Origin of the sequence: Megasphaera hexanoica (assembly GCF_043520715.1) — a bacterium.
Classification (GTDB): Bacteria; Bacillota; Negativicutes; order Veillonellales; family Megasphaeraceae; genus Megasphaera; species Megasphaera hexanoica.
Window position 1 is genome coordinate 1,364,539 of record NZ_CP171361.1, and the last position, 19,803, is coordinate 1,384,341.

Genomic DNA, 19,803 nt, shown 5'->3' on the forward strand with positions numbered 1-19,803 from the left:
GTAAAGAGGGGCTGCCCATATGAGCAAAAAAGATTATTATGAAGTACTTGGCGTTCCCAGGGACGCCAGCGAAGCGGACATCAAAAAAGCGTTTCGCAAACTGGCAATAAAATATCATCCAGATAAAAACCGGGACAACCCTAAGGCTGCAGAAGAAAAGTTCAAGGAAGTCAACGAAGCCTACAGCGTCTTGTCCGATAAGAACAAGCGTGCCCAGTACGACCAGTTCGGCCCCGATGCGTTCCAGAATGGCGCAGGCGGAGCCGGCGGCTTCGGCCAGGGAGGCTTTGGCGGATTCGGCGGATTCGGTCAGGGCGGATTCAGCTCTGGCGGTTTCGGTGGATTTGGTGATATCTTTGATTCCTTCTTTGGCGGCCAGGGCAGCCGACAGTCTAATGGTCCGGAACGGGGAGCTGATCTCCGCTTCGATGTGGACATTACATTCAAACAGGCTGCCTTCGGGACGGAAATGGAAATCCAGGTGCCGAAGAATGAAACGTGTGAACATTGCCACGGCAACGGTGCCGAACCGGGCAGCAAGGTAGATACCTGTCCGGTCTGCCACGGCACAGGCCAGCAGCGGGTCGTACAGAATACGCCTTTTGGCCAGATGGTCAACGTCAGGACCTGTTCCCATTGTGGCGGGACTGGCAAGATTATCCATGAAAAATGCAAGAAATGTCACGGCGAAGGCACAGTGAAGGTACGCAAGAAACTGAAAATCAAGATTCCTGCTGGTGTCGATGATGGCGCACGCCTGCGCGTAGCCGGCGAAGGCGAACCGGGCGTACGCGGTGGTGGCCATGGCGATCTGTATGTGTACATATTCGTGCGCCGCGATCCGCAGTTTACCCGTCAGGGCAACGATGTCGTGTCCCAACAGACCATTACCTTTGCACAGGCGGCGCTGGGCTGCACCATCCGCGTGGAAACCATCGACGGGCAGGTCGATCTGAAGGTGCCGGCCGGTACCCAGAGCGGCACTATTTTCCGGATCAAAGGGCACGGCGTACCTTATCTGGGCTCCAATGGCCGCCGCGGTGACCATCATGTGCAGGTCAACATTATGACGCCGAAGCGCATGAACGCCAAACAAAAAGAACTCCTGAAAGAATTTGCCCGGGCTGGTGGAGAAACCTGGGTGGGGGAGTCTAAAGAAGAAGGTTTCTTTGAAAAAGTAAAAAAGAAAGTGACCGACTTCATCCGCTCCATGAATAACTCCGGTACGATTGCCGGAAATGCATAATTTGCCACAGGACACTGCCGGTGCAGGTATCATCTGTACGGGCAGTGTTTTTGTTTTGTCCGGAAAATTTTTTTCCGGTCCGGCAGGATTTTTTCCCATGACGGAGAATATTATAATAAGGATAGTCTGTCTCTCACAGAGAGCCTTATTTCCATTACACGTTAGGAGGATCATACCATGTTTGCAGATAAAGACGATAAGAAGTTTACCCTGGCAGAAAAGAACGAAATCGGATTCAGGAAAGAATTGTATCAGAACCTTCTGGCCGAAGGCGAACAGGTACTGCTCGAATTCAACGCCCAGCGCAATGTAGTCGTGCTGACGGACCGGAAAATCATCGGCGTCCGCGTCGAAGCCTATACGGCACGGCACAAAGCGGCCCTGGTCATCCCGTACAGCAAGATTACGGCTTATTCGGCAGAAGTGAGCGATAATTCGGAAATGGATACGGAATTCAAAATCTGGGCTCCGTCCATTGACTGCTGCACCTTCCGCGTACTGGAAGACACCATCGACATGAAAGAAATCCTGCACATACTGGTCACGTATATCGGATAACAAAAACACTAAACGTCAAACACTAAACTTCAAACATCAAACTTCAAATATCAAACTCACCGGAAGGCTGTTGCATGACAGGTTTTGCTCCATGCAGCAGCCTTCTACGTTATCTTTCTATTTCCATGTGAAATATGCACTTGACAAGTATACTTATAAAGTGTACTATAATAGTTATATTTATATTTATGCGATAAGAAGGGTTGAACATGGGCGAACTGATTTCAAAAAACATACAAGGCGTTGTCGACAGCATCCTGGCGGACTACAATCACGACGGGCAGCGGGAAATCGATAAATTGGATATTTTCAATAAACCGAATAAAAAGGTCATTGTCGATATCATTACCAAACTACTGCGGATCATTTATCCGGGATATATCAAAGACAAGACCTACCGCTTCTATGACATCGGCAACAATCTGACCGTCGTCATCGAAGATGTGGCCTATAATCTCTGCAAGCAGATTACCATCGCCCTGAAATATAAGGGGATGACCCAGAACGTCAAGATTGATAACGTGGAACAGCGGGCCGAACAGGCGACACTGACCCTGCTCAAGACAATTCCCAAAATCCGGGAATATATCGAAACGGATATCGAGGCGATTTACGAAGGCGATCCGGCAGCGGAAAGCAAGGCGGAAGTCATCTTTTCTTATCCCGGCCTGTTTGCCATTTCCGTCCACCGCGTGGCCCATATCCTGTATAAAATGCAGATTCCCATCATCCCCCGGGTCATGTCGGAATACGCTCATGGCGTGACGGGCATTGAAATCAATCCCGGTGCAGAAATAGGGAAGTATTTCATGATCGACCACGGCACGGGCATCGTCATCGGGGAAACGACGGTAATCGGCGAACACGTCAAACTCTATCAGGGCGTTACCCTGGGGGCGCTTTCCCTGAAAGATGGCCGCAAGCTGGTCCACAAGAAGCGTCACCCGACCATTGAAGACCATGTGACCATTTATTCTGGTGCTTCCATCATGGGCGGCGATACGGTCATCGGCCACGATTCGGTCATCGGCGGCAACGTATTTATCACCAAATCGGTAGCGCCGGGGACCAAGGTCAGTGTCAAGAATCAGGAACTGCGCTTCGATGAAGATAAACAGGCCGTCAAGAACGTCGATGAAAACGACGAAACGTGGTTTTATATTATATAAGCGGTGTTCCTTTAGCGGTACAGAAACGGGGGAGGACCGGAAGAGCTGTCTCAGGACGGCTCTTTTTTCGTCGCCAGAAGGCGGGGAAAATATGGTATAATAGTAAATAAATCAGCGGACGGCAGGCGATGCATCCGGGCCGCCTGCTGGATGAATTGCCGAAGCAGACAGGAGAAAGATATGGAATATAAAGAAATAGATGTGTTTGTATCTCCGGAATTTACCGATGTAGTCTCTCTTATTTTGTGCGACTGTGGCAGCCAGGGATCGGTTATCCACGATGAGGAAACGTACGATGATCTGATCCGCATCACGGCCTATTTTCCGGCAGACGACGACAAGGCCGAACCGGCCGTCCGGCAGGGCATGAAGGCGCTGCAGGAACGGAATCCCCGCATGGGACGCTGGCATATCATGACCCGTAAGACGAGCGATTCCGACTGGCTGTACCGCTGGCAGGATTACTTTCACGCCACGAAGATTTCCCCCCGTCTCTGGGTATCGCCATCGTGGGAAACGGCTGAACCGGGGCCGGTCGAAGCGGTCATCCGCATCGACCCGGGTGTCGCCTTTGGCAGCGGCCTTCATGCGACGACGGCCATGTGCGTGTCTTATCTGGAACAGGTCATACAGCCGGGACAGCTCGTCTATGATATCGGGACCGGCACGGGAATCCTGGCGATTGCGGCGGCCCGGCTGGGTGCCGGTCATGTGACGGCCGTCGATCTCGACCAGAAGGCCGTGGATCAGGCTGTAGTCAACGTGGAACTCAATGAACTGAGCGACTGCGTGGAAGTCATGCACAGCGACCTCCTCGGCGCCATATCGGACAAGGGGGAGAAAGCCGATGTCGTCACGGCCAATCTGGTCACCAACGCCGTCCTATCCCTGCTGCCCGACCTGGGCAGCTATACCCATGCCGGTTCCTATGTCATCGTCAGCGGCATCATTGATGACCGCATAGGGGAAATACGGGACATGGCAGGACAGACGGGATATGAATGGGTGTCAGATACGCTGCAGGATGGCTGGTATGCCGTTTTGCTCAGGAGGAACTAATGCGCAAGGTATTCGTCAATTTTCCCATTACATCCGCTTTTTACTTGTCGGCGGACGATTCCCGCCACATCATTACGGTGCTGCGCAAACGCCAGGGGGACTCTATCGCTGTGACGGACGCAGCCGGCGTGACTTATGACTGCCGCATCCGTGAGGCCGACAGTCAGCGGGCGCTCCTCGAGCCCCTGGAGAAGACCGGGCAGAAAGACGGGTCTTCCGGCCGGGTGATCCTGGCGGCGGGACTACTCAAAAATGACAAGTTCGAATGGGTCGTCCAGAAGGCCGCCGAGCTGGGGGCCAGCATGATCGTTCCTGTACAAATGGAGCATTGTGTAGTAAAATTAAACGACACGCGCCGCAGGGACCGGCGCCTCCGCTGGCAGCGCATTGCCCAGGAAGCGGCCAAACAGTGCGGCCGCGATGATATACCGGAAGTAGCAGATGTCCTGTCTTTTCCAGAATTACTGAAAGCGTACGGAACGATGCCCTTTATCATTCCCTTTGAGAAAGAAACGCGGCCACTGCGCGATTGTTGTGCCGCCGTGCAGACCGGGGACGTGGTCATCTGCATCGGACCGGAAGGCGGATTTGCCAGGGAAGAAATAGAAAGGGCCGTTACGGAACTTGCCAGCTGCCAGACCGTTTCCCTCGGTCCCCGCATACTGCGGGCGGAGACGGCGGCCGTAGCGGCCCTTGCCATCATTATGTATGAAAGAGGATTCAGATAATGCCAACTATTGCCTTTGTGACCCTGGGATGCCGGGTCAACCAGTACGATACAGACAGTATGCGCGGCCTGTTTTTAAAGGAAGGCTATGAGGAACGGGATTTCCGCGATGCTGCCGATGTCTACGTCATCAATACCTGTTCGGTCACCCAGGTAGGTGAAAAAAAATCGCGGCAGCTCATCCGCCGTGCTAAGAAAGTCAATCCGTCAGCCGTCGTCGTTGTGACGGGATGTTATGCCCAGCTCAAGCCGGAGCTGTTGTCATCCATGCCCGACGTCGATGCCGTCATAGGCACCAACGAACGGCACCGCATCGTTCCCATGGTGCAGATGCTCCTGGAACGGGGCGGCGGGGCGGCTGTGACGGCCGTCCACGATGCCCGCAGCGCCGATGCCTTCGAGGAAATCCCTCTGTATCCCTCGGCAGTCGAACATACGCGGGCGGATCTCAAAATCCAGGAAGGGTGCAATAATTTCTGTTCGTACTGCATCATTCCCTACACCCGCGGCGCCCTGAAGTCACGCCAGCCCGATGCCATCATCGAAGAAGCCCGGCGGCTGACACAAGCGGGGTTCAAAGAACTGGTCCTGACCGGTATCCACCTCGGCGCCTACGGCAGGGAGCTGCCAGACCATCCGGGCCTGGCCCTGGTACTGCGGCGTCTCCTGGCAGAAACGGACGTACAGCGCATCCGCCTCGGGTCATTGGAATCTCTGGAAGTAGACGATGAGCTCATCCATGTCATGAATCAGTCGGACCGCATCTGCCCCCATCTGCACCTGCCCCTGCAATCGGGTTCTGACGCCATATTGAAAGCCATGAACCGCAAATATACAAAAGAGGAATTTATCCATCTTATAGAGACACTGCGCAGCCGTATCCACCACCTGACGGTCTCGACGGACCTCATCCTGGGATTTCCCGGTGAAACGGATGAGTTGTTTGAGGAAACACTGGAAACGCTACAGAAGCTCCGCTTTTCCCACATCCACGCCTTTCCCTATTCGCCCCGGCCGGGAACGCCCGCCGCGGCTATGGAAGACCAGGTAGATCCGGCCGTCAAGAAACGGCGGGTAGAAATCGTACAGGATCTGTCAGCCCGGCAGAAAGACCAGTGGCTGCAGGAGATGATTGGCCAGACCGTCCGGGTGCTGATTGAAAAACAGGAAGGCCCGGAAGGAGAAGGCTTTTCGGAAAACTATGAACGGGTCTGCGTCAGCGGCCTTGCACCCCATCAGGAAGGTTCCATCGTTCCCGTCGTGCTGACGGGAGCCTGCGACCATAGATTAACAGGCATCATTAAGGAGGAGATTTAAATGGAAGACTGCTTATTTTGCAAGATTGCTGCTGGTGAAATCCCCAGCACGAAAGTGTATGAAGACGACGATTTCTATGCCTTCAAAGATATTGCTCCCGTAGCACCGGTACACGTCCTGGTCATCCCCAAGAAACACATTGCCAGTATCGCCGCCCTGACGCCGGACGACGCCGACGTAGCCGGCAAGATGCTCTATGCCATCCAGAAAGTAGCCCAGGTACTGGGCCTCGACAAGGAAGGCTACCGCGTCGTCTACAACACGGGTGAAAAAGCAGGCCAGACGGTCCATCACATGCACGCCCACATTCTCGGCGGCAAGGAAATGGCATGGCCGGGAGTATAAGACCTGCCGGGGAAAATCCCGGGCCGGTCCGGCGGAGGCACCGGAAGAGTTCCGCCCGCCGCAGACAGGCCGCTGGCGGAGGCAGGATGATACGCATCGTTTCCCTGCTGTTACTGGCGGTTATCATGGCTTTCCTTATATTCCATATGAGATGATCTATACGGCTGCAGTACGGCTGCGGCCGTATTTTACTGCCCCGGGGAAAGAACCGGCCCGGTGACGGCAGGGGTTTGTGTTTTTGTGTCGAATACTATACATAGCGGTTCTGTGTTGGCATACACAGGATAATCTGAAGTACGGGCAGGTGACGCATGTGTACATACGATATATACGCATTGAAAATTACCGGAATTTCCGGGATGTAGAAATGACGTTTCACGAAAAGGCGAACTATCTCGTCGGGGAAAATGCCATCGGCAAGAGCAGTTTCCTGAGGCTGCTGAAGCTCATGAGCGAAGGCTGCGGCATTACAGAAGATGACTATGATTCAGTACTGCAGCCTATCGTCATCACCCTGGAACTGCAGCTCCTCGACAGCGATAAAGAGGCCTTTGCCGACCTTCCGGAAGAGCATATGACCTCTATCCGGGTGCGTATGGAAAAAAACGTAGAGGAAATCTATCCCCGGCTCTATGATGAACAGACGGGGGAACAACTGCCGCTGGATGTCATCCGGCGCATCCGCTACGTGTCCTATTCTTCGTCCCTTCCCCAGGAATACGCGGCCCCGGCACGGGTATACCGGGCCATTGAAGACATGCTTACCTCGTGGGGACAGACGCAGATTGCGGAGTTTACGCCGGAACTGCAGAATTTCATCCGCCATGAAGCCCGGTACGGTCATTTCGATTCGTCTTATTATGTCGATATTTTCCTCTTGTCCTGTCTGCTGCGCCGGCAGGACCGGTCCCTGGCAGATAACATGAAATTCATTTCCCTCGTCGCCCTGGAACTGATTACCCAGATTTATATCATGTGCCAGAGCAAGGCCGTTCCCATCGAGCACAATCTGATCGTCGATGAAAAAGGACGGCGCTGGCTGCCGCTCATCACGTCCATCGACGAACCGGAAATCCATCTTCATCCGTATATGCAGCGGTCTATCCTCCATTATTACAAGCAGCTCCTCAGCAACGAGGATCCCCGCTTTGCCGAACTGCTGAAGGGGTTGTTCCACATAGACGGCCTTCGGGGCCAGTTGTTCGTCGTCACCCATTCTACGGATGCCCTGGTCGATGACTACCGCAACATCGTCCGCTTTTACCGCCATGACGGCGGTCAGGTCCGGGCGGCCTGCGGGGCGACGATTCATTTCAGTGAAGAAATCGAAAAGCACCTGATCATGCACTTCCCCGAAGTGAAGGAAGCACTTTATTCGCGGAGTGTCATCATCGTGGAAGGGGAAACGGAGTATGGCTGTTTTTCCCTCTTCGGCACGACCCTGGGACTTCCCTTTGATTACTACGGCATCTGCCTGATCAATGCCCGCGGGGAAAGTTCCATTGCCAAGATCCGGAAATTGCTGCAATTCTTCCATATTCCCACGGTAGTGTTGTACGACGCCGATGTGAAAGGCAGCAAGGGGCATGAGAAGAATACGTTTTTCACCGACGGCATCTGCTTCGAAATGGATCTGGTGAAGACGATGATTTCCCACGGGAAACGGCGCGAGCTGGACCGCATCATCGATACGGCCAATGGCGAACATGCCCGGGCGACGACGGACATGCTCAAGAAGGCCTGCCGCAAGCTCGACCTCAATTATCACGACTACCCGCCCCGCATGCTCTGGCATGTGAATCCCCGCAACCAGGATGCGCTCTGCGTCTACTATTTTTCCTGGCTGTACAGCAATAAGGGGGTCATCCTGGGACGGCTCATCGGCCAGTCCCTGAAAGCCGGACTCATTCCCCCGGCTTTTGTCCGTACCATCCGGGCGGCCGGCGACCTGGCACGGGTCACCCTCCGGCGGGAAGAAGAGGGCCGCCGCTATGAAGAGGAAAAAGAAGAACGGTAATATATAGTTGAACGAGGATGTTAGGTAATGACGACACTGTTTATCGCTGAAAAACCGAGTATGGCCCGGGAACTGGCCCGCTGCCTGCCTCCACCGCAGCAGCGGGGCAATGGCTTCATCCGCACGGGCGGGGGCATCGTGACCTGGGCATACGGCCACGTCCTCCAGCAGGCGGAACCGCAGGACTACGATGGCCGTTATAAGACGTGGCGCGCAGAGGACCTGCCCATCATACCGCAGACGTGGAAACTTCTGGTCAGCCCGGCGAGCAAGGACCAGTTCCGGATCATCTGCCAGCTCATCGAACAGGCGGATACGCTGGTCAACGCCGGCGACCCGGACCGGGAAGGGCAGCTGCTCATCGATGAAATACTGGACTATATCGGCAATACGAAACCCGTCCGGCGCATCCTCCTCAATGCCCTCGATGAAAAAAGCATTCATGAGTCCCTGGCGGATTTGCGGGATAACGGCGATTTCCGCCACCTGAAAGAATCGGCCCTGGCCCGCAGCCGGGCCGACTGGCTCATCGGTATGAACCTGTCCCGGGCGTACACCCTGGCGGCCCGCCGGCAGGGGCATAAGGTGGTCCTGCCCATTGGCCGGGTAAAGACGCCGACCCTGGCCCTGGTCGTGCGCCGCCAGCGGGAACTGGATGATTTCAAGTCCGTCACCTATTACGTCGTCAAGGCTGATTTCCGTCATCCAAACGGCCTGATCACGGCGCAGTGGCAGCCTAAGGATACACAGGCCGGCCTCGACCCGGAAGGGCGGGTCATCGACAAGGCTCAGGCAGAGGAACTGCTCTCCAGGCTGGAGGCTGATCCCGGCGGGACGATTGCCGAACGGAAGAAGACGAAGAAAAAAGAAGCACAGCGACTGCCCTTATCCCTCTCGGCTCTTCAGGTACTGGCAGGCAGGCGCTACGGGTACAGCCCGCAGCAGGTCCTGGATACGGCCCAGCAGTTGTACGAACGGAAACTGACGACCTATCCCCGGTCTGATTGCGAATACCTGCCGCTCAACCAGCGCAAGGACGTGCCGCGCATACTGGACAACCTGCGGCAGATACAGGCAGGACAGCTGCCGGGCTGGGTTTCCGGCGCCGACCCGTCCATCAAGAGCCGGGCCTGGAACGACAGCAGGATTACAGCCCACCACGCCATCATTCCGACGACGGTGCGCTGCGATTTTGCCCATCTGAACGCAATGCAGCAGCATGTGTATTATCTCATTGCCCAGGCTTATATCGCCCAGTTCTATCCCCTGTACGAATACGATCAGACGAAGATTACCATCGAAGCGGCAGGAGAACAGTTCGCCGCCCATGGCAAAATCGTAACCCAGTGGGGATGGAAAGAGCTGTACCGCAACGATAAGAATCAGGAAGACGACGAAGCCAAAGGAGACCTGCCGGCCGTCCGCAAGGGGGACAAGGTCCGCTATGAAAAGGGGAACGTCGATCAGAAGCAGACGAAGCCGCCGCCGCGGTTCACGGCGTCTACGCTTTTGGCTGCCATGAAGGAAATATATAAGTATGTTAAAGACGATTCTCTGAAGAAGAAACTGAAGGAAGTGCAGGGCATCGGCACAGAAGCGACGCGGGCCACCATCATCAGTGAGCTCATCCAGCGTAAATTCCTCGTCGAAGAGGGAAAGAAGAAATATCTGAAACCGACGGATATGGCCTATCTCCTCGTCGATGCCCTGCCCGATGCCATGGTCTATCCCGACGAAACGGCCATCTGGGAAGACCGGCTGTACAAGATGAGTGAGGGAAAAGACAGCCTCGATGCTTTCCTGGCCGATCAGATTGCCTTCCTGAAAACCCTCATCGCCGCCGCAGGAAAAGCCGATATGGGCCGGCAGAAAGGCGAAGGCAGGCGCTGTCCGAAGTGCGGCAGCATGATGATCCTGCGCCATGGCAAGTACGGCGATTTTTACGGATGCAGCCAGTATCCGTCCTGCCGGGCCACGGAGCCGGTGGAGGCGGCATCCCCGGCGGACATCGATAAGACCTACAAGTGCCCGCGCTGCCGGGATGGCTATTTCCAGAAGCGGGAAGGGCCGTATGGTGTCTACTGGACTTGCAGTACGCCATCGTGCCATACGCGGTGTGCCGATGTAGACGGCGTGCCCAGTCTCTATCATAACAAATAGCTTGCACAGGCTCTTTGTGCTGGGCTATAATAGACAAAACGGAACTACTACATTTCCTGAAGAAAGGTGAAATTATGATATTATCGGGCAAGGAAATCGTCAAACATCTGGGCAGGGAGATCATCATCACGCCCTTTCATCCGGAACGGGTCAACCCCAATAGCTACAATCTGTCCTTATACCACGAACTGATGGTGTACGATCATCACGAACTGGATATGGCAAAACCCAATCCGGCTTCCACTATTTACATCCCCAAATCGGGATATGTCCTCCAGCCCAATAAGCTCTATCTGGGCCGGACCAACGAATACACGAAGACCGATGGCTACATCCCCATGCTGGAAGGCCGTTCTTCCGTAGGACGTCTGGGCGTGTTCATCCACGTCACGGCGGGATTCGGCGATGTGGGATTTGCCGGCTACTGGACACTGGAAATCTTCTGCGTCCAGCCGATCCGCATTTATCCTGATGTGGAAATCTGCCAGATTTACTATCACGATATCGATGGGGAATACGATACCTATCACGGCGGCAAATATCAGAACAATACGGGCATCCAGCCCAGCATGCTCTGGAAAGACTTTGAAAAGAAATAGCAGGTGAGAACATGTTGCGTGAAATTTCCTTACAGGATATACAGGGCTTTTGTATCGGCAGCAGTGAAGATGCGGCCGGAGGAACGGGATGCACCGTCCTCATTTGTCCCGATGGGGCGCCGTGCGGACTGGATGTGCGCGGTGGCGGCCCGGCCAGCCGGGAGACGGAACTGCTCAATCCCCGGGCGGCAGCGGAACGCATCCATGCTGTACTCTTAAGCGGCGGCAGTGCCTTTGGCCTCAACGCGGCAGCCGGCGTCATGCAGTATCTGGAAGAACACGATATCGGCTTCGACACGCGGATCTGCAAGGTCCCTCTCGTACTGGCATCGTGTATTTACGATCTGGGCTGTGGCAGCAATGTGCGGCCTGATGCGGCCATGGGATATGAAGCCTGTGTACAGGCCGAACAGAATCATACCCTCATGGGCAATCACGGCGCCGGTACGGGAGCGACGGTCGGGAAATGCTGCGGTCCTTCCTATATGATGAAATCCGGCCTGGGAGTTTATGCCGTACAGACCGGGGACCTGCAGGTCGGCGCCGTCGTGGCCGTCAACGCCCTGGGCGACGTGCTCGGGGAAGACGGCCGGATCCTGGCAGGCATGCGCAGCCGTGAAGGCAGGGGATTTGCCGATACGCGCCGGGTGCTCCTGGAAGAATACGGCACGACGGACACGCTGTTCTCCCAGCGCCAGGCCGCCGGCGGGACGACCAACACGACTATCGGGGCCGTCGTGACCAACGGGGCCTTTGACAAGGCCCATATGGGAAAAATCGCAGCACTTGCCAGCAACGGTCTGGTGCGGACCATCCGGCCGGTCAATACGACGGCCGACGGCGATGCCCTGTACGCACTCAGCGTAGGGAATGTGCCGGCAGAGCTCAACACCGTCGGCACCCTTGCTGCCTATGCGGTGGAACAGGCCGTACGCCGGGCTGTCAGCCAGGCCCGGTCGGCATACGGCATTCCGGCCCTTTACGACTGGCCGCGATAGGACAAACGACGAACGATGAACGACGAACGATGAACGACCATCCCTTGACGGCACGGGCGATTTATGATACGATTACGCAGATGAGTATGAATGACAATCGCTGGCCTCCGGGTCAGAGGAAAGTCCGAGCTCCGCAGGGCAGGATGCCGGATAACGTCCGGCGAAGGTGACTTTAGGGATAGTGCCACAGAAATGTGTACCGCCGCGCAAGCGGTAAGGGTGGAACGGTGCGGTAAGAGCGCACCAGCAGTGCAGTAATGTACTGGCTAGGTAAACCCCATCTGGAGCAAGACCGAATAGGGAAGGGATGAAGCGGCCCGCTGATCTTCCGGGTTGTGTCGCTTGAACATGCTGGCAACAGTATGTCTAGATAGATGATTGTCGCTGCCGCAGGGCAGAACAAAACTCGGCTTACTGATTACTCATCATATCACGACAGGGAAAGGCTGTTGCACCATCTGCGGTGTGGCAGTCTTTTTTGGTACATTCTGCTGGTCTGGATGACAGGAGGCAGCGTATTACCAGTATAAATTTCGTCAGACATGACAAAATTTTTGTATACATTTTTTTGATACTTTACAATAGGCGTAGTGCATGATATCATGGCAGGAGGTAGTCGTTTAGCGACGTATACTACAGGCTTTAATTCAATAAAAGCGAGGGATATAAGTTGGCATTAATTGTGAAGAAATTTGGCGGCAGCTCAGTAGCCACGCCGGATAAGATGCGCGCTATCGTACAGCGCGTGCTCAAAGGATCCCAGCCCGATGACAAAATCGTCATCGTCGTATCAGCTATGGGTAAGTCAACGGATAAACTGATTGAACTGGCCAGCCAGATCACATCGAAAACATATGGCCGTGAAATGGATATGCTTCTTTCTACGGGGGAACAAGTCTCCATTGCGCTGATGGCCATGGCTTTCCAGGAAGCCGGCCACAAGTCGATTTCCTTTACGGGTGCCCAGGCGGGCATCACTACCAGTGACGCCTTTAACAAGGGCCGTATCCTGGATATCCAGCCGGACCGCATCTTAAAAGCGCTGGATGAAGGAAATATCGTCATCGTCGCCGGGTTCCAGGGCATTACGGATTCGGGCGATATCACCACACTGGGCCGGGGCGGCTCGGATACGACGGCTGTCGCTATCGCCGGTGCCATCCATGCCGATGTGTGCGAAATCTACACGGACGTAGAAGGCATCTATACATCGGATCCCCGCGTCGTGCCCAATGCGCAGAAAATGAAAGAAATTACCTACGGAGAAATGCTGGAAATGGCCAAACTCGGCGCTGGCGTCATGCAGCCCCGGGCCGTTGAAATGGGCAGCCGTTTCAATATTCCCATCCATGTCCGTTCCACATTTTCCGAAAACGAAGGTACTATCATACAGGAGGCTTATTCCATGGAAATCAAACAGTATCTGATCCGCGGCGTCGCAGAAGATAAAAATGTTGCTAAAATCACCGTTCTGGGAATCCCCAACAAACCGGGCTACGCGTATAAATTGTTTGAAACACTGGCCAATGCCAACGTAGTCGTCGATATGATCGTCCAGAGTGTCCGCGTTGCCAACGAAGGCGTAACGGATATTACCTTTACGATTTCCCGGGATGAACTGGCGTCTGCTAAAGACGTACTGGAACAGATCAAAGGGATGATGCCTGTCGAAGATATCCTCATCGATGACAAGATGGCGAAAGTCTCCGTCGTCGGTGCCGGCATGGCCGGCCATCCGGGCATTGCTTCCGGCATGTTCGGCGTCCTGGGCAAAAACAATATCAACATTGAAATCATTTCCACTTCGGAAATCAGCATCACCTGCCTCATTTCTGAAGACCAGGTAGATACAGCTGTCCGTGCCATCCACGCCTATTTCTTTGACGAAAACTGAGGCATCCATGTCTGTGCTGGATAATTTTGTGGAAGAAATGCTTCAGGTAGAAGTCCCTAAACGCGTTCTTCTGGAACGCATGCTGCATGGCCTTCAGGTCGAAAAGCCGCCACAGTTCAAGATACCGGCGCCGCAGTATACGTTTGAATCCAATCTGCATGGCCTGCGGTATGATTATCAGAAAAAGGAAGTCACTATTTCGTATAAAGTGGCACCTAACGTATATGATGATGTGACCGTCGCCTTTGCCACGTTCAAGGTGCTGCTGGAAGGCATTGCCGTCTGTATCCGCATGCAGAAATGGTAAAGAGCATGGGTCAGAAGAGAGGCTGCCGCATTAAGGAAATACTTAATGCGGCAGCCTCTTGTCGATTTAAGCATCAAACCTCAAACCTCAAACATCAAACCTCAAACATCAAACATCAAACAAGATTTAAAACGGGAACATGCCCGTCTGGGAGGACTCTGTATGACTTGTGGAGTAGATATTGTAGAAATCGGGCGCATGGAAAAACTGGTCTGTACCCGCGGCCAGTCCCTGCAGCGCTTATTTACGGAACAGGAAATTGCCTACTGCCGCAGCCGGGGAAAGGGACAGTATGCTTCCTTTGCCGCCATGTTTGCTGCCAAAGAGGCATTCTGGAAAGCCTGCCGCACGGGCTTCCGCAAAGGGGCCTGGACCGATGTGGAAGTGCGGCACGATGAGCTGGGCGCACCCTCCTTTGTCCTGCACGGAGCCTGTGCGGTACTGCTGGAGGAACGGGGGGAGTTGTCCTTGTCCCTGGCACATGACGGCCAGTATGCCATCGCCCAGGTCGTCTGGCTGTGACGATAATTCCTTAGAGTGGAGATTAAGTTTCTATTCCCGATGTGCTATAATAGAGGCGTTGAATTCATAGCACATAAAGGAGAAGATAGTGTGTACAAGAAATTTCTGATCTGGCCTCTCATTGTCGTGGCCAGCCTGCTGCCCGTGGGAATTTCCCAAGGGGCATCTAAAACGAATATTACCAATGTCCGCGTCGTGACCCGCAACGATGCCGATACACCCTTTGTCCGCACCGTCCTGGATGTCACCGGGCCGGTCCAGCCGCGGTTTGCCATTGATAAAAGCGGCTACAATATCGTCGTCACGATTCCCAATACCAACCTGAGCCGGAGTATCAATCCCCGCCCTCAGGTAAATCGAAACGTCATTTCACGGATGGAACTGGGAAATAAGGGCCCTCATGCGGAGGTCCGCATCCGCGTGCCCAAAGCGGTGAATACGAAAGACCTGAAAGTCTTTACGCTGGATGGCAATGCCAGACAGAAAATCAGCAACCGCGTCGTCATCGATGTGAACGACAAGTCGGGCAAGGTACAGCAATGGAGCCACTGGCACGATTCCAAAGACAGCATTTCCAAGCCCTTCAGTGAATCCATCAAAAAAGATTTTAAAGGGCGCAGACCCTTTGCAGGCCCTGGCAAGGGTGATATGATCTGGCCTGTGAAGGGCGTCATTACATCTCCCTTCGGATACCGCATCCATCCCATTTATGGCCGGCAGATCCTTCATTCCGGTATGGATATCGGCGTGGATTACGGTACGCCAGTCAAGGCGGCCATGGGTGGCGTCGTCGTCGAAGCCGACTGGATCAGCGGCTATGGCAATGCCGTCGTCATTGATCACGGCAATGGCATGACGACCTTGTACGGCCATAATGAACGCCTCAATGTCGTAACCGGGCAGACCGTAAAGCAGGGAGACATCATTGCTTATGCCGGTTCTACGGGAAATTCGACAGGGCCCCACGTCCATTTTGAAATCCGCGTCAATGGGGAAGCCGTTGACCCGGCGTTATACTTGTAATACACCTTAAGGAGGTTCTCATGCAAAAACTCAATACGGCGGCCCAGATGCGGCTCATGGACCAGACGGCCATGCACGGCCAGTATGCCATCGCGCCGGCGGTCCTCATGGAAAATGCCGGCCATGCCGTCGTTACCCATGCAGAAACAGCCGTTCATGGCTGGCAGGGTAAGGACGTTGTCATCTTGTGCGGCAAGGGAAATAACGGCGGAGACGGCTTTGTCATCGCCCGTCATCTGCTGAACCGTGGCGCCCGGGTATACGTCTATGTACTGGGAACGGTGGAATCGTACAGCCCGGAAGCCCGGGCTCATCTCCATACGCTGCAGGAACTGGCCGATGAAGAAACGTGCCTCATCGATTACTTTGCGCCATCGGACAAGGCATGGGACAGGCTGTACCGGCGCCTGTCTTCCAGCCAGGTTGTCATCGACGCCATTCTGGGAACGGGATTCCACGGCACGCTGCGCATGCCCGTGAGCCGGATAGTCAATATGGTCAACGAAGTGGCCGCGTCGGGTACGCTCCGGGTCATTGCCGTCGATATCCCGACGGGCGTCAATGCCGATACGGGCGATGTCAGCGGCAGTGGCGATGAAGAGGCGGCCGGGCCGGTCTTTGCCGATATGACCGTCACCTTCGGTGTCTGGAAACGGGGACTGCTCCTGTATCCGGGACGCACTTGTTCCGGTGTTGTCGTCTGCGACGATATCGGCATGCCCCGGCCGCTTTTGACCGGACGGGAAGACGATGGGGCGTATATGCTGGAAGAAAGCGACATATCGGAAGTCCTGGCGCCGCGCAGTCCCGATTCCCATAAGGGAACGCATGGCACGGTCGCTATCGTGACCGGCAGCAGTGATATGGCCGGAGCGGCCCTGATGGCTGCCCGCGGCGCTCTTCGCAGCGGAGCAGGCAAGCTCTTTTTGCGGGTGCCGGCGCGTACGGCGCCTTACTGCATTGGCCGGCAGGCTGAAGCTATGGTGCGCGGCGTCGGAACGGGCGATCATTTTACGGCAGCCGATGCGGCAGAAATCATCGAAGAAAGCCGGAACTGGTCGGTACTGGCCATGGGACCGGGCATGGGAAAACAGGAAGATACCAGGATGTTCCTGAAAGAAGTCATTGCCCACACGTCGTGCCCGCTGGTACTTGATGCCGATGCCCTGAACCTTCTGGCAGGAGAACGGGATTTCATTGCACCTTACGGCGGACGCATCATCATGACGCCTCATCTGGCAGAGTTCAGCCGTCTCAGCGGACTGCCCCTGGCGGATATCAAAAAAGACTGTATCGCTGCAGCCAAACAGTTTGTCCGGGAATGGCAGGTAACGCTGGTCCTGAAAGGGGCGCCGACCGTCATCGTCTCGCCCAGGACACTCCACGCCTACGTCAATCCCGGCGGCAATGCCGGCATGGCCTGTGGCGGCATGGGAGATATCCTGACGGGCATGGTAGCGGCCCTGGCCGTACACGACGGCATGACCAGCCTGACTACGGCAGCCTGCGCGGCGGTGTGGCTCCATAGTGCCGCCGGTGATATCTGCCATGATACGTATGGCTCCTATGGATTCTTGCCTATGGAAGTGGCCGACGCCGTTCCCCGGGTCATTACCCGCCTGGAAGACAGCCGTCCGCTGCCCGTATTGCAGCGGCCCCTGGTGACGGAGGCATAATTCGTGTATCCCTGTAAGGGAAAAGGACTGTTCCGTATCGCACTGATACTGGCGACAGTCCTTGTTTTTTGTCTGGCAGGCTGTGCATCACATACGCGCGATGACAGCAATCTGCACATTCACGTCCTGTCGGCCGGACAGGCAGATGCTGTACTCATACGGCATAAGACAGGTGATTTCCTCATCGACTGCGGGGACAGCGACGGCACGGACCGGCTTTTGTCCCAGCTGCAGCAGTTCCACGTGCGCCAACTGGAAGCGCTGATCCTGACCCACCCTCACGAAGACCATATTGGCGGTGCGCCGGTGTTATTAGAAACACTGCCGGTCGCCTGCATTTATGACAACGGGCAGAAATCGGATTCTCCCATATATGCCCACTACCGTAAGATAGCTGTCCAAAAGGGGATTGACTGTAAAACACTGCAGCGCGGACAGGTACTGTCCTGGACGGACGGGCTGACTCTGGAAATTGTATCGCCACCCGCACGGGGAGAACGGGGATACGGGGCGCTCCAGTCTTCCCAGGGCAGGGAGAATAATTTTTCTCTCGTCTGCCGCCTGGAATACGGGACTTTCTCTATGCTGTTCATGGGCGATGCGGAAAAGGAAAGTGAACGGGTCCTGCTGCAGTACATGACATCCGGGGCGCTGAGGACGACGATCCTGAAAAACGGCCACCACGGCAGCCGTACGGCCACGACAGAAGAACTGGTAAAAGAAGCGGCCCCGTCGGCAGCGGTCATTTCCTGCGGAGCTGGCAATTCCTTCGGATTTCCTCACAGGGAAGTCGTCTCTCTCCTTGCGGCATATCGTATACCCATCTATCGTACCGACCGGGACGGGACCATTTCGATTGATAGCGACGGTACATCCTATACGATAAAAACGGCACACGGAGATAGAACTTTGTGACGGATTTGTGATAATTCAGAACTTAAAATAGAGCAGGAGGTATGGTATAATAGTAACGTTCATTTGTAAAGGAGAAGATACAATTGCTGAAAAAATTATGTATGATACCGCTATTGGCGATTGCCTGCCTGCTGCCGCTCGTTTCCGTCCAGGCTGCCGCCAATACGGAAATTACCAGTGTCCGCGTAGCGACACGCAATGATGCCAATACACCCTTTGTCCGGACCGTCCTCGATGTGTCCAGAAAGGTCACGCCCCGTCTGTATATCGACAAGAGCGGCCGATACGTGACGGTTACGCTGCCAAATACGAAAATCGATAAAAATGTGCAGAAGCAGTACGATGCCAATTCCAATGTCGTATCCCGTATCTGGCTGACCCAGCGTTCGTCCGGTACGGACCTGAATATCAAGGTTCCACGCCAGGTCACGGCTCAGGATGTGAAGGTATTTACCCTGCCGGGAGATAAGAAAGCCAACCGCTCAGACCGGGTAGTCGTCGATGTCAATGACAAATCCGGTAAAGTAAAACAGTGGAAACACTGGGGCAATGAATCTATCGGCATTCATTCCTCGCAAAATACGAAGGGAACTAAAACGGGCGGTTCATCCGTTACGGTGCCATCCTACGGCGGCAGTGCCAGCTACAGCCTGACCAAGGGGCTGAAAGGCAAGACCATCTGCATAGATCCCGGCCACGGTGGCAGTGATACGGGAGCCCTCGGCGCGTTCAGCCAGGAAAAGAATATTACCCTGGCCATTTCCAAAAAAGTACAGACTCTCCTGCAGCAGGCCGGGGCCAACGTCATCATGACCCGCACGACCGATGTCGATGTGTATGCACCGAATGACGGGGCCGTAGAAGAACTGCAGGCCCGCTGCAATATCGCCAATGCGGCCAAGGCCGATGCCTTTGTCTGCATCCACATCGATTCTTACTCCTCGGCTGATGCCGGCGGCGTAACGGCTTATTACAACAGCAAGACATCCCATGATGCCGGCCTTGCCAAGTATATTCATAATCAGAATATGAAGGCGACGAATTTCCAGGACCGGGGCGTACGGACGGCTAATTTCTACGTCCTGCTCCACACGAACATGCCGGCAACCCTGCTGGAACTGGGCTTCATTTCCAATCCGGGTGAAGAAAAAGCCCTGAACTCGGAAGCACAGCAGCAGAACTTTGCCGAAAGCATCGTAAAAGGTCTGGCCGATTATTTCGATAACAACGGCATATAACAGACGTATAGCGCAACTGAACGATGGCAGATG

General features: G+C 54.8%; 18 protein-coding genes and 1 other RNA gene. All 19 read left to right on the forward strand.

Features of this window, described 5'->3' with window-relative positions:
- Positions 1-19 precede the first annotated feature (19 nt).
- The 19 genes from dnaJ to ACGTIC_RS06740 all read left to right on the forward strand — a co-directional run bounded on the left by dnaJ (position 20) and on the right by ACGTIC_RS06740 (position 19,770).
- Positions 20-1,246 (forward strand): molecular chaperone DnaJ, encoded by a 1,227-nt coding sequence (gene dnaJ / locus ACGTIC_RS06650; RefSeq protein WP_113856178.1) that lies wholly within the window; start codon positions 20-22, stop codon positions 1,244-1,246.
- A 177-nt stretch (positions 1,247-1,423) separates the two neighbouring features.
- Positions 1,424-1,804 (forward strand): PH domain-containing protein, encoded by a 381-nt coding sequence (locus ACGTIC_RS06655; RefSeq protein WP_059077290.1) that lies wholly within the window; start codon positions 1,424-1,426, stop codon positions 1,802-1,804.
- Between the two features lie 209 nt (positions 1,805-2,013).
- Positions 2,014-2,973 (forward strand): serine O-acetyltransferase, encoded by a 960-nt coding sequence (locus ACGTIC_RS06660; protein ID WP_113856177.1) that lies wholly within the window; start codon positions 2,014-2,016, stop codon positions 2,971-2,973.
- A gap of 180 nt (positions 2,974-3,153) precedes the next feature.
- A complete protein-coding gene (locus tag ACGTIC_RS06665) occupies positions 3,154-4,032 on the forward strand; it encodes a 50S ribosomal protein L11 methyltransferase (RefSeq protein WP_059077288.1) in 879 nt (292 codons plus the stop codon).
- A complete protein-coding gene (locus tag ACGTIC_RS06670) occupies positions 4,032-4,760 on the forward strand; it encodes a 16S rRNA (uracil(1498)-N(3))-methyltransferase (RefSeq protein ID WP_113856176.1) in 729 nt (242 codons plus the stop codon). Before ACGTIC_RS06665 ends, ACGTIC_RS06670 begins: the two co-directional genes overlap by 1 nt.
- Positions 4,760-6,076, forward strand: coding sequence for a tRNA (N(6)-L-threonylcarbamoyladenosine(37)-C(2))-methylthiotransferase MtaB (gene mtaB / locus ACGTIC_RS06675; protein WP_113856175.1), 1,317 nt, complete (start codon positions 4,760-4,762; stop codon positions 6,074-6,076). Before ACGTIC_RS06670 ends, mtaB begins: the two co-directional genes overlap by 1 nt.
- Entirely contained in the window at positions 6,077-6,421 is a 345-nt protein-coding gene (locus ACGTIC_RS06680) for a histidine triad nucleotide-binding protein (protein ID WP_059077285.1), read from the forward strand. It begins immediately after the preceding gene.
- A 313-nt stretch (positions 6,422-6,734) separates the two neighbouring features.
- Positions 6,735-8,438, forward strand: coding sequence for an ATP-dependent endonuclease (locus ACGTIC_RS06685; protein WP_059077284.1), 1,704 nt, complete (start codon positions 6,735-6,737; stop codon positions 8,436-8,438).
- A 27-nt stretch (positions 8,439-8,465) separates the two neighbouring features.
- Positions 8,466-10,598: a DNA topoisomerase 3 gene (locus ACGTIC_RS06690; RefSeq protein WP_113856174.1), complete on the forward strand. Its 2,133-nt coding sequence runs from the start codon at positions 8,466-8,468 to the stop codon at positions 10,596-10,598.
- 74 nt (positions 10,599-10,672) lie between these two features.
- Positions 10,673-11,197, forward strand: coding sequence for a dCTP deaminase (gene dcd / locus ACGTIC_RS06695; protein ID WP_059077282.1), 525 nt, complete (start codon positions 10,673-10,675; stop codon positions 11,195-11,197).
- Positions 11,198-11,208: 11 nt separating this feature from the next.
- Entirely contained in the window at positions 11,209-12,195 is a 987-nt protein-coding gene (locus ACGTIC_RS06700) for a P1 family peptidase (RefSeq protein ID WP_113856173.1), read from the forward strand.
- Between the two features lie 81 nt (positions 12,196-12,276).
- Positions 12,277-12,624, forward strand: an RNA gene (gene rnpB, locus ACGTIC_RS06705) — RNase P RNA component class A.
- Between the two features lie 241 nt (positions 12,625-12,865).
- Entirely contained in the window at positions 12,866-14,089 is a 1,224-nt protein-coding gene (locus ACGTIC_RS06710; RefSeq protein ID WP_075582188.1) for an aspartate kinase, read from the forward strand.
- A gap of 7 nt (positions 14,090-14,096) precedes the next feature.
- Positions 14,097-14,396: a hypothetical protein gene (locus tag ACGTIC_RS06715; protein WP_059077279.1), complete on the forward strand. Its 300-nt coding sequence runs from the start codon at positions 14,097-14,099 to the stop codon at positions 14,394-14,396.
- A 162-nt stretch (positions 14,397-14,558) separates the two neighbouring features.
- Positions 14,559-14,918, forward strand: a complete 360-nt coding sequence (gene acpS, locus ACGTIC_RS06720; RefSeq protein ID WP_113856172.1) for a holo-ACP synthase — start codon at positions 14,559-14,561, stop codon at positions 14,916-14,918.
- A 90-nt stretch (positions 14,919-15,008) separates the two neighbouring features.
- Positions 15,009-15,941: a M23 family metallopeptidase gene (locus ACGTIC_RS06725; RefSeq protein WP_257536536.1), complete on the forward strand. Its 933-nt coding sequence runs from the start codon at positions 15,009-15,011 to the stop codon at positions 15,939-15,941.
- 20 nt (positions 15,942-15,961) lie between these two features.
- Positions 15,962-17,617: an NAD(P)H-hydrate dehydratase gene (locus ACGTIC_RS06730; protein WP_113856170.1), complete on the forward strand. Its 1,656-nt coding sequence runs from the start codon at positions 15,962-15,964 to the stop codon at positions 17,615-17,617.
- A 3-nt stretch (positions 17,618-17,620) separates the two neighbouring features.
- The gene (locus ACGTIC_RS06735; RefSeq protein ID WP_113856169.1) at positions 17,621-18,532 is read left to right on the forward strand and encodes a ComEC/Rec2 family competence protein; all 912 of its coding nucleotides are present in this window, start codon (positions 17,621-17,623) and stop codon (positions 18,530-18,532) included.
- A gap of 83 nt (positions 18,533-18,615) precedes the next feature.
- Positions 18,616-19,770 (forward strand): N-acetylmuramoyl-L-alanine amidase, encoded by a 1,155-nt coding sequence (locus tag ACGTIC_RS06740; protein ID WP_257536535.1) that lies wholly within the window; start codon positions 18,616-18,618, stop codon positions 19,768-19,770.
- Positions 19,771-19,803: the final 33 nt, after the last annotated feature.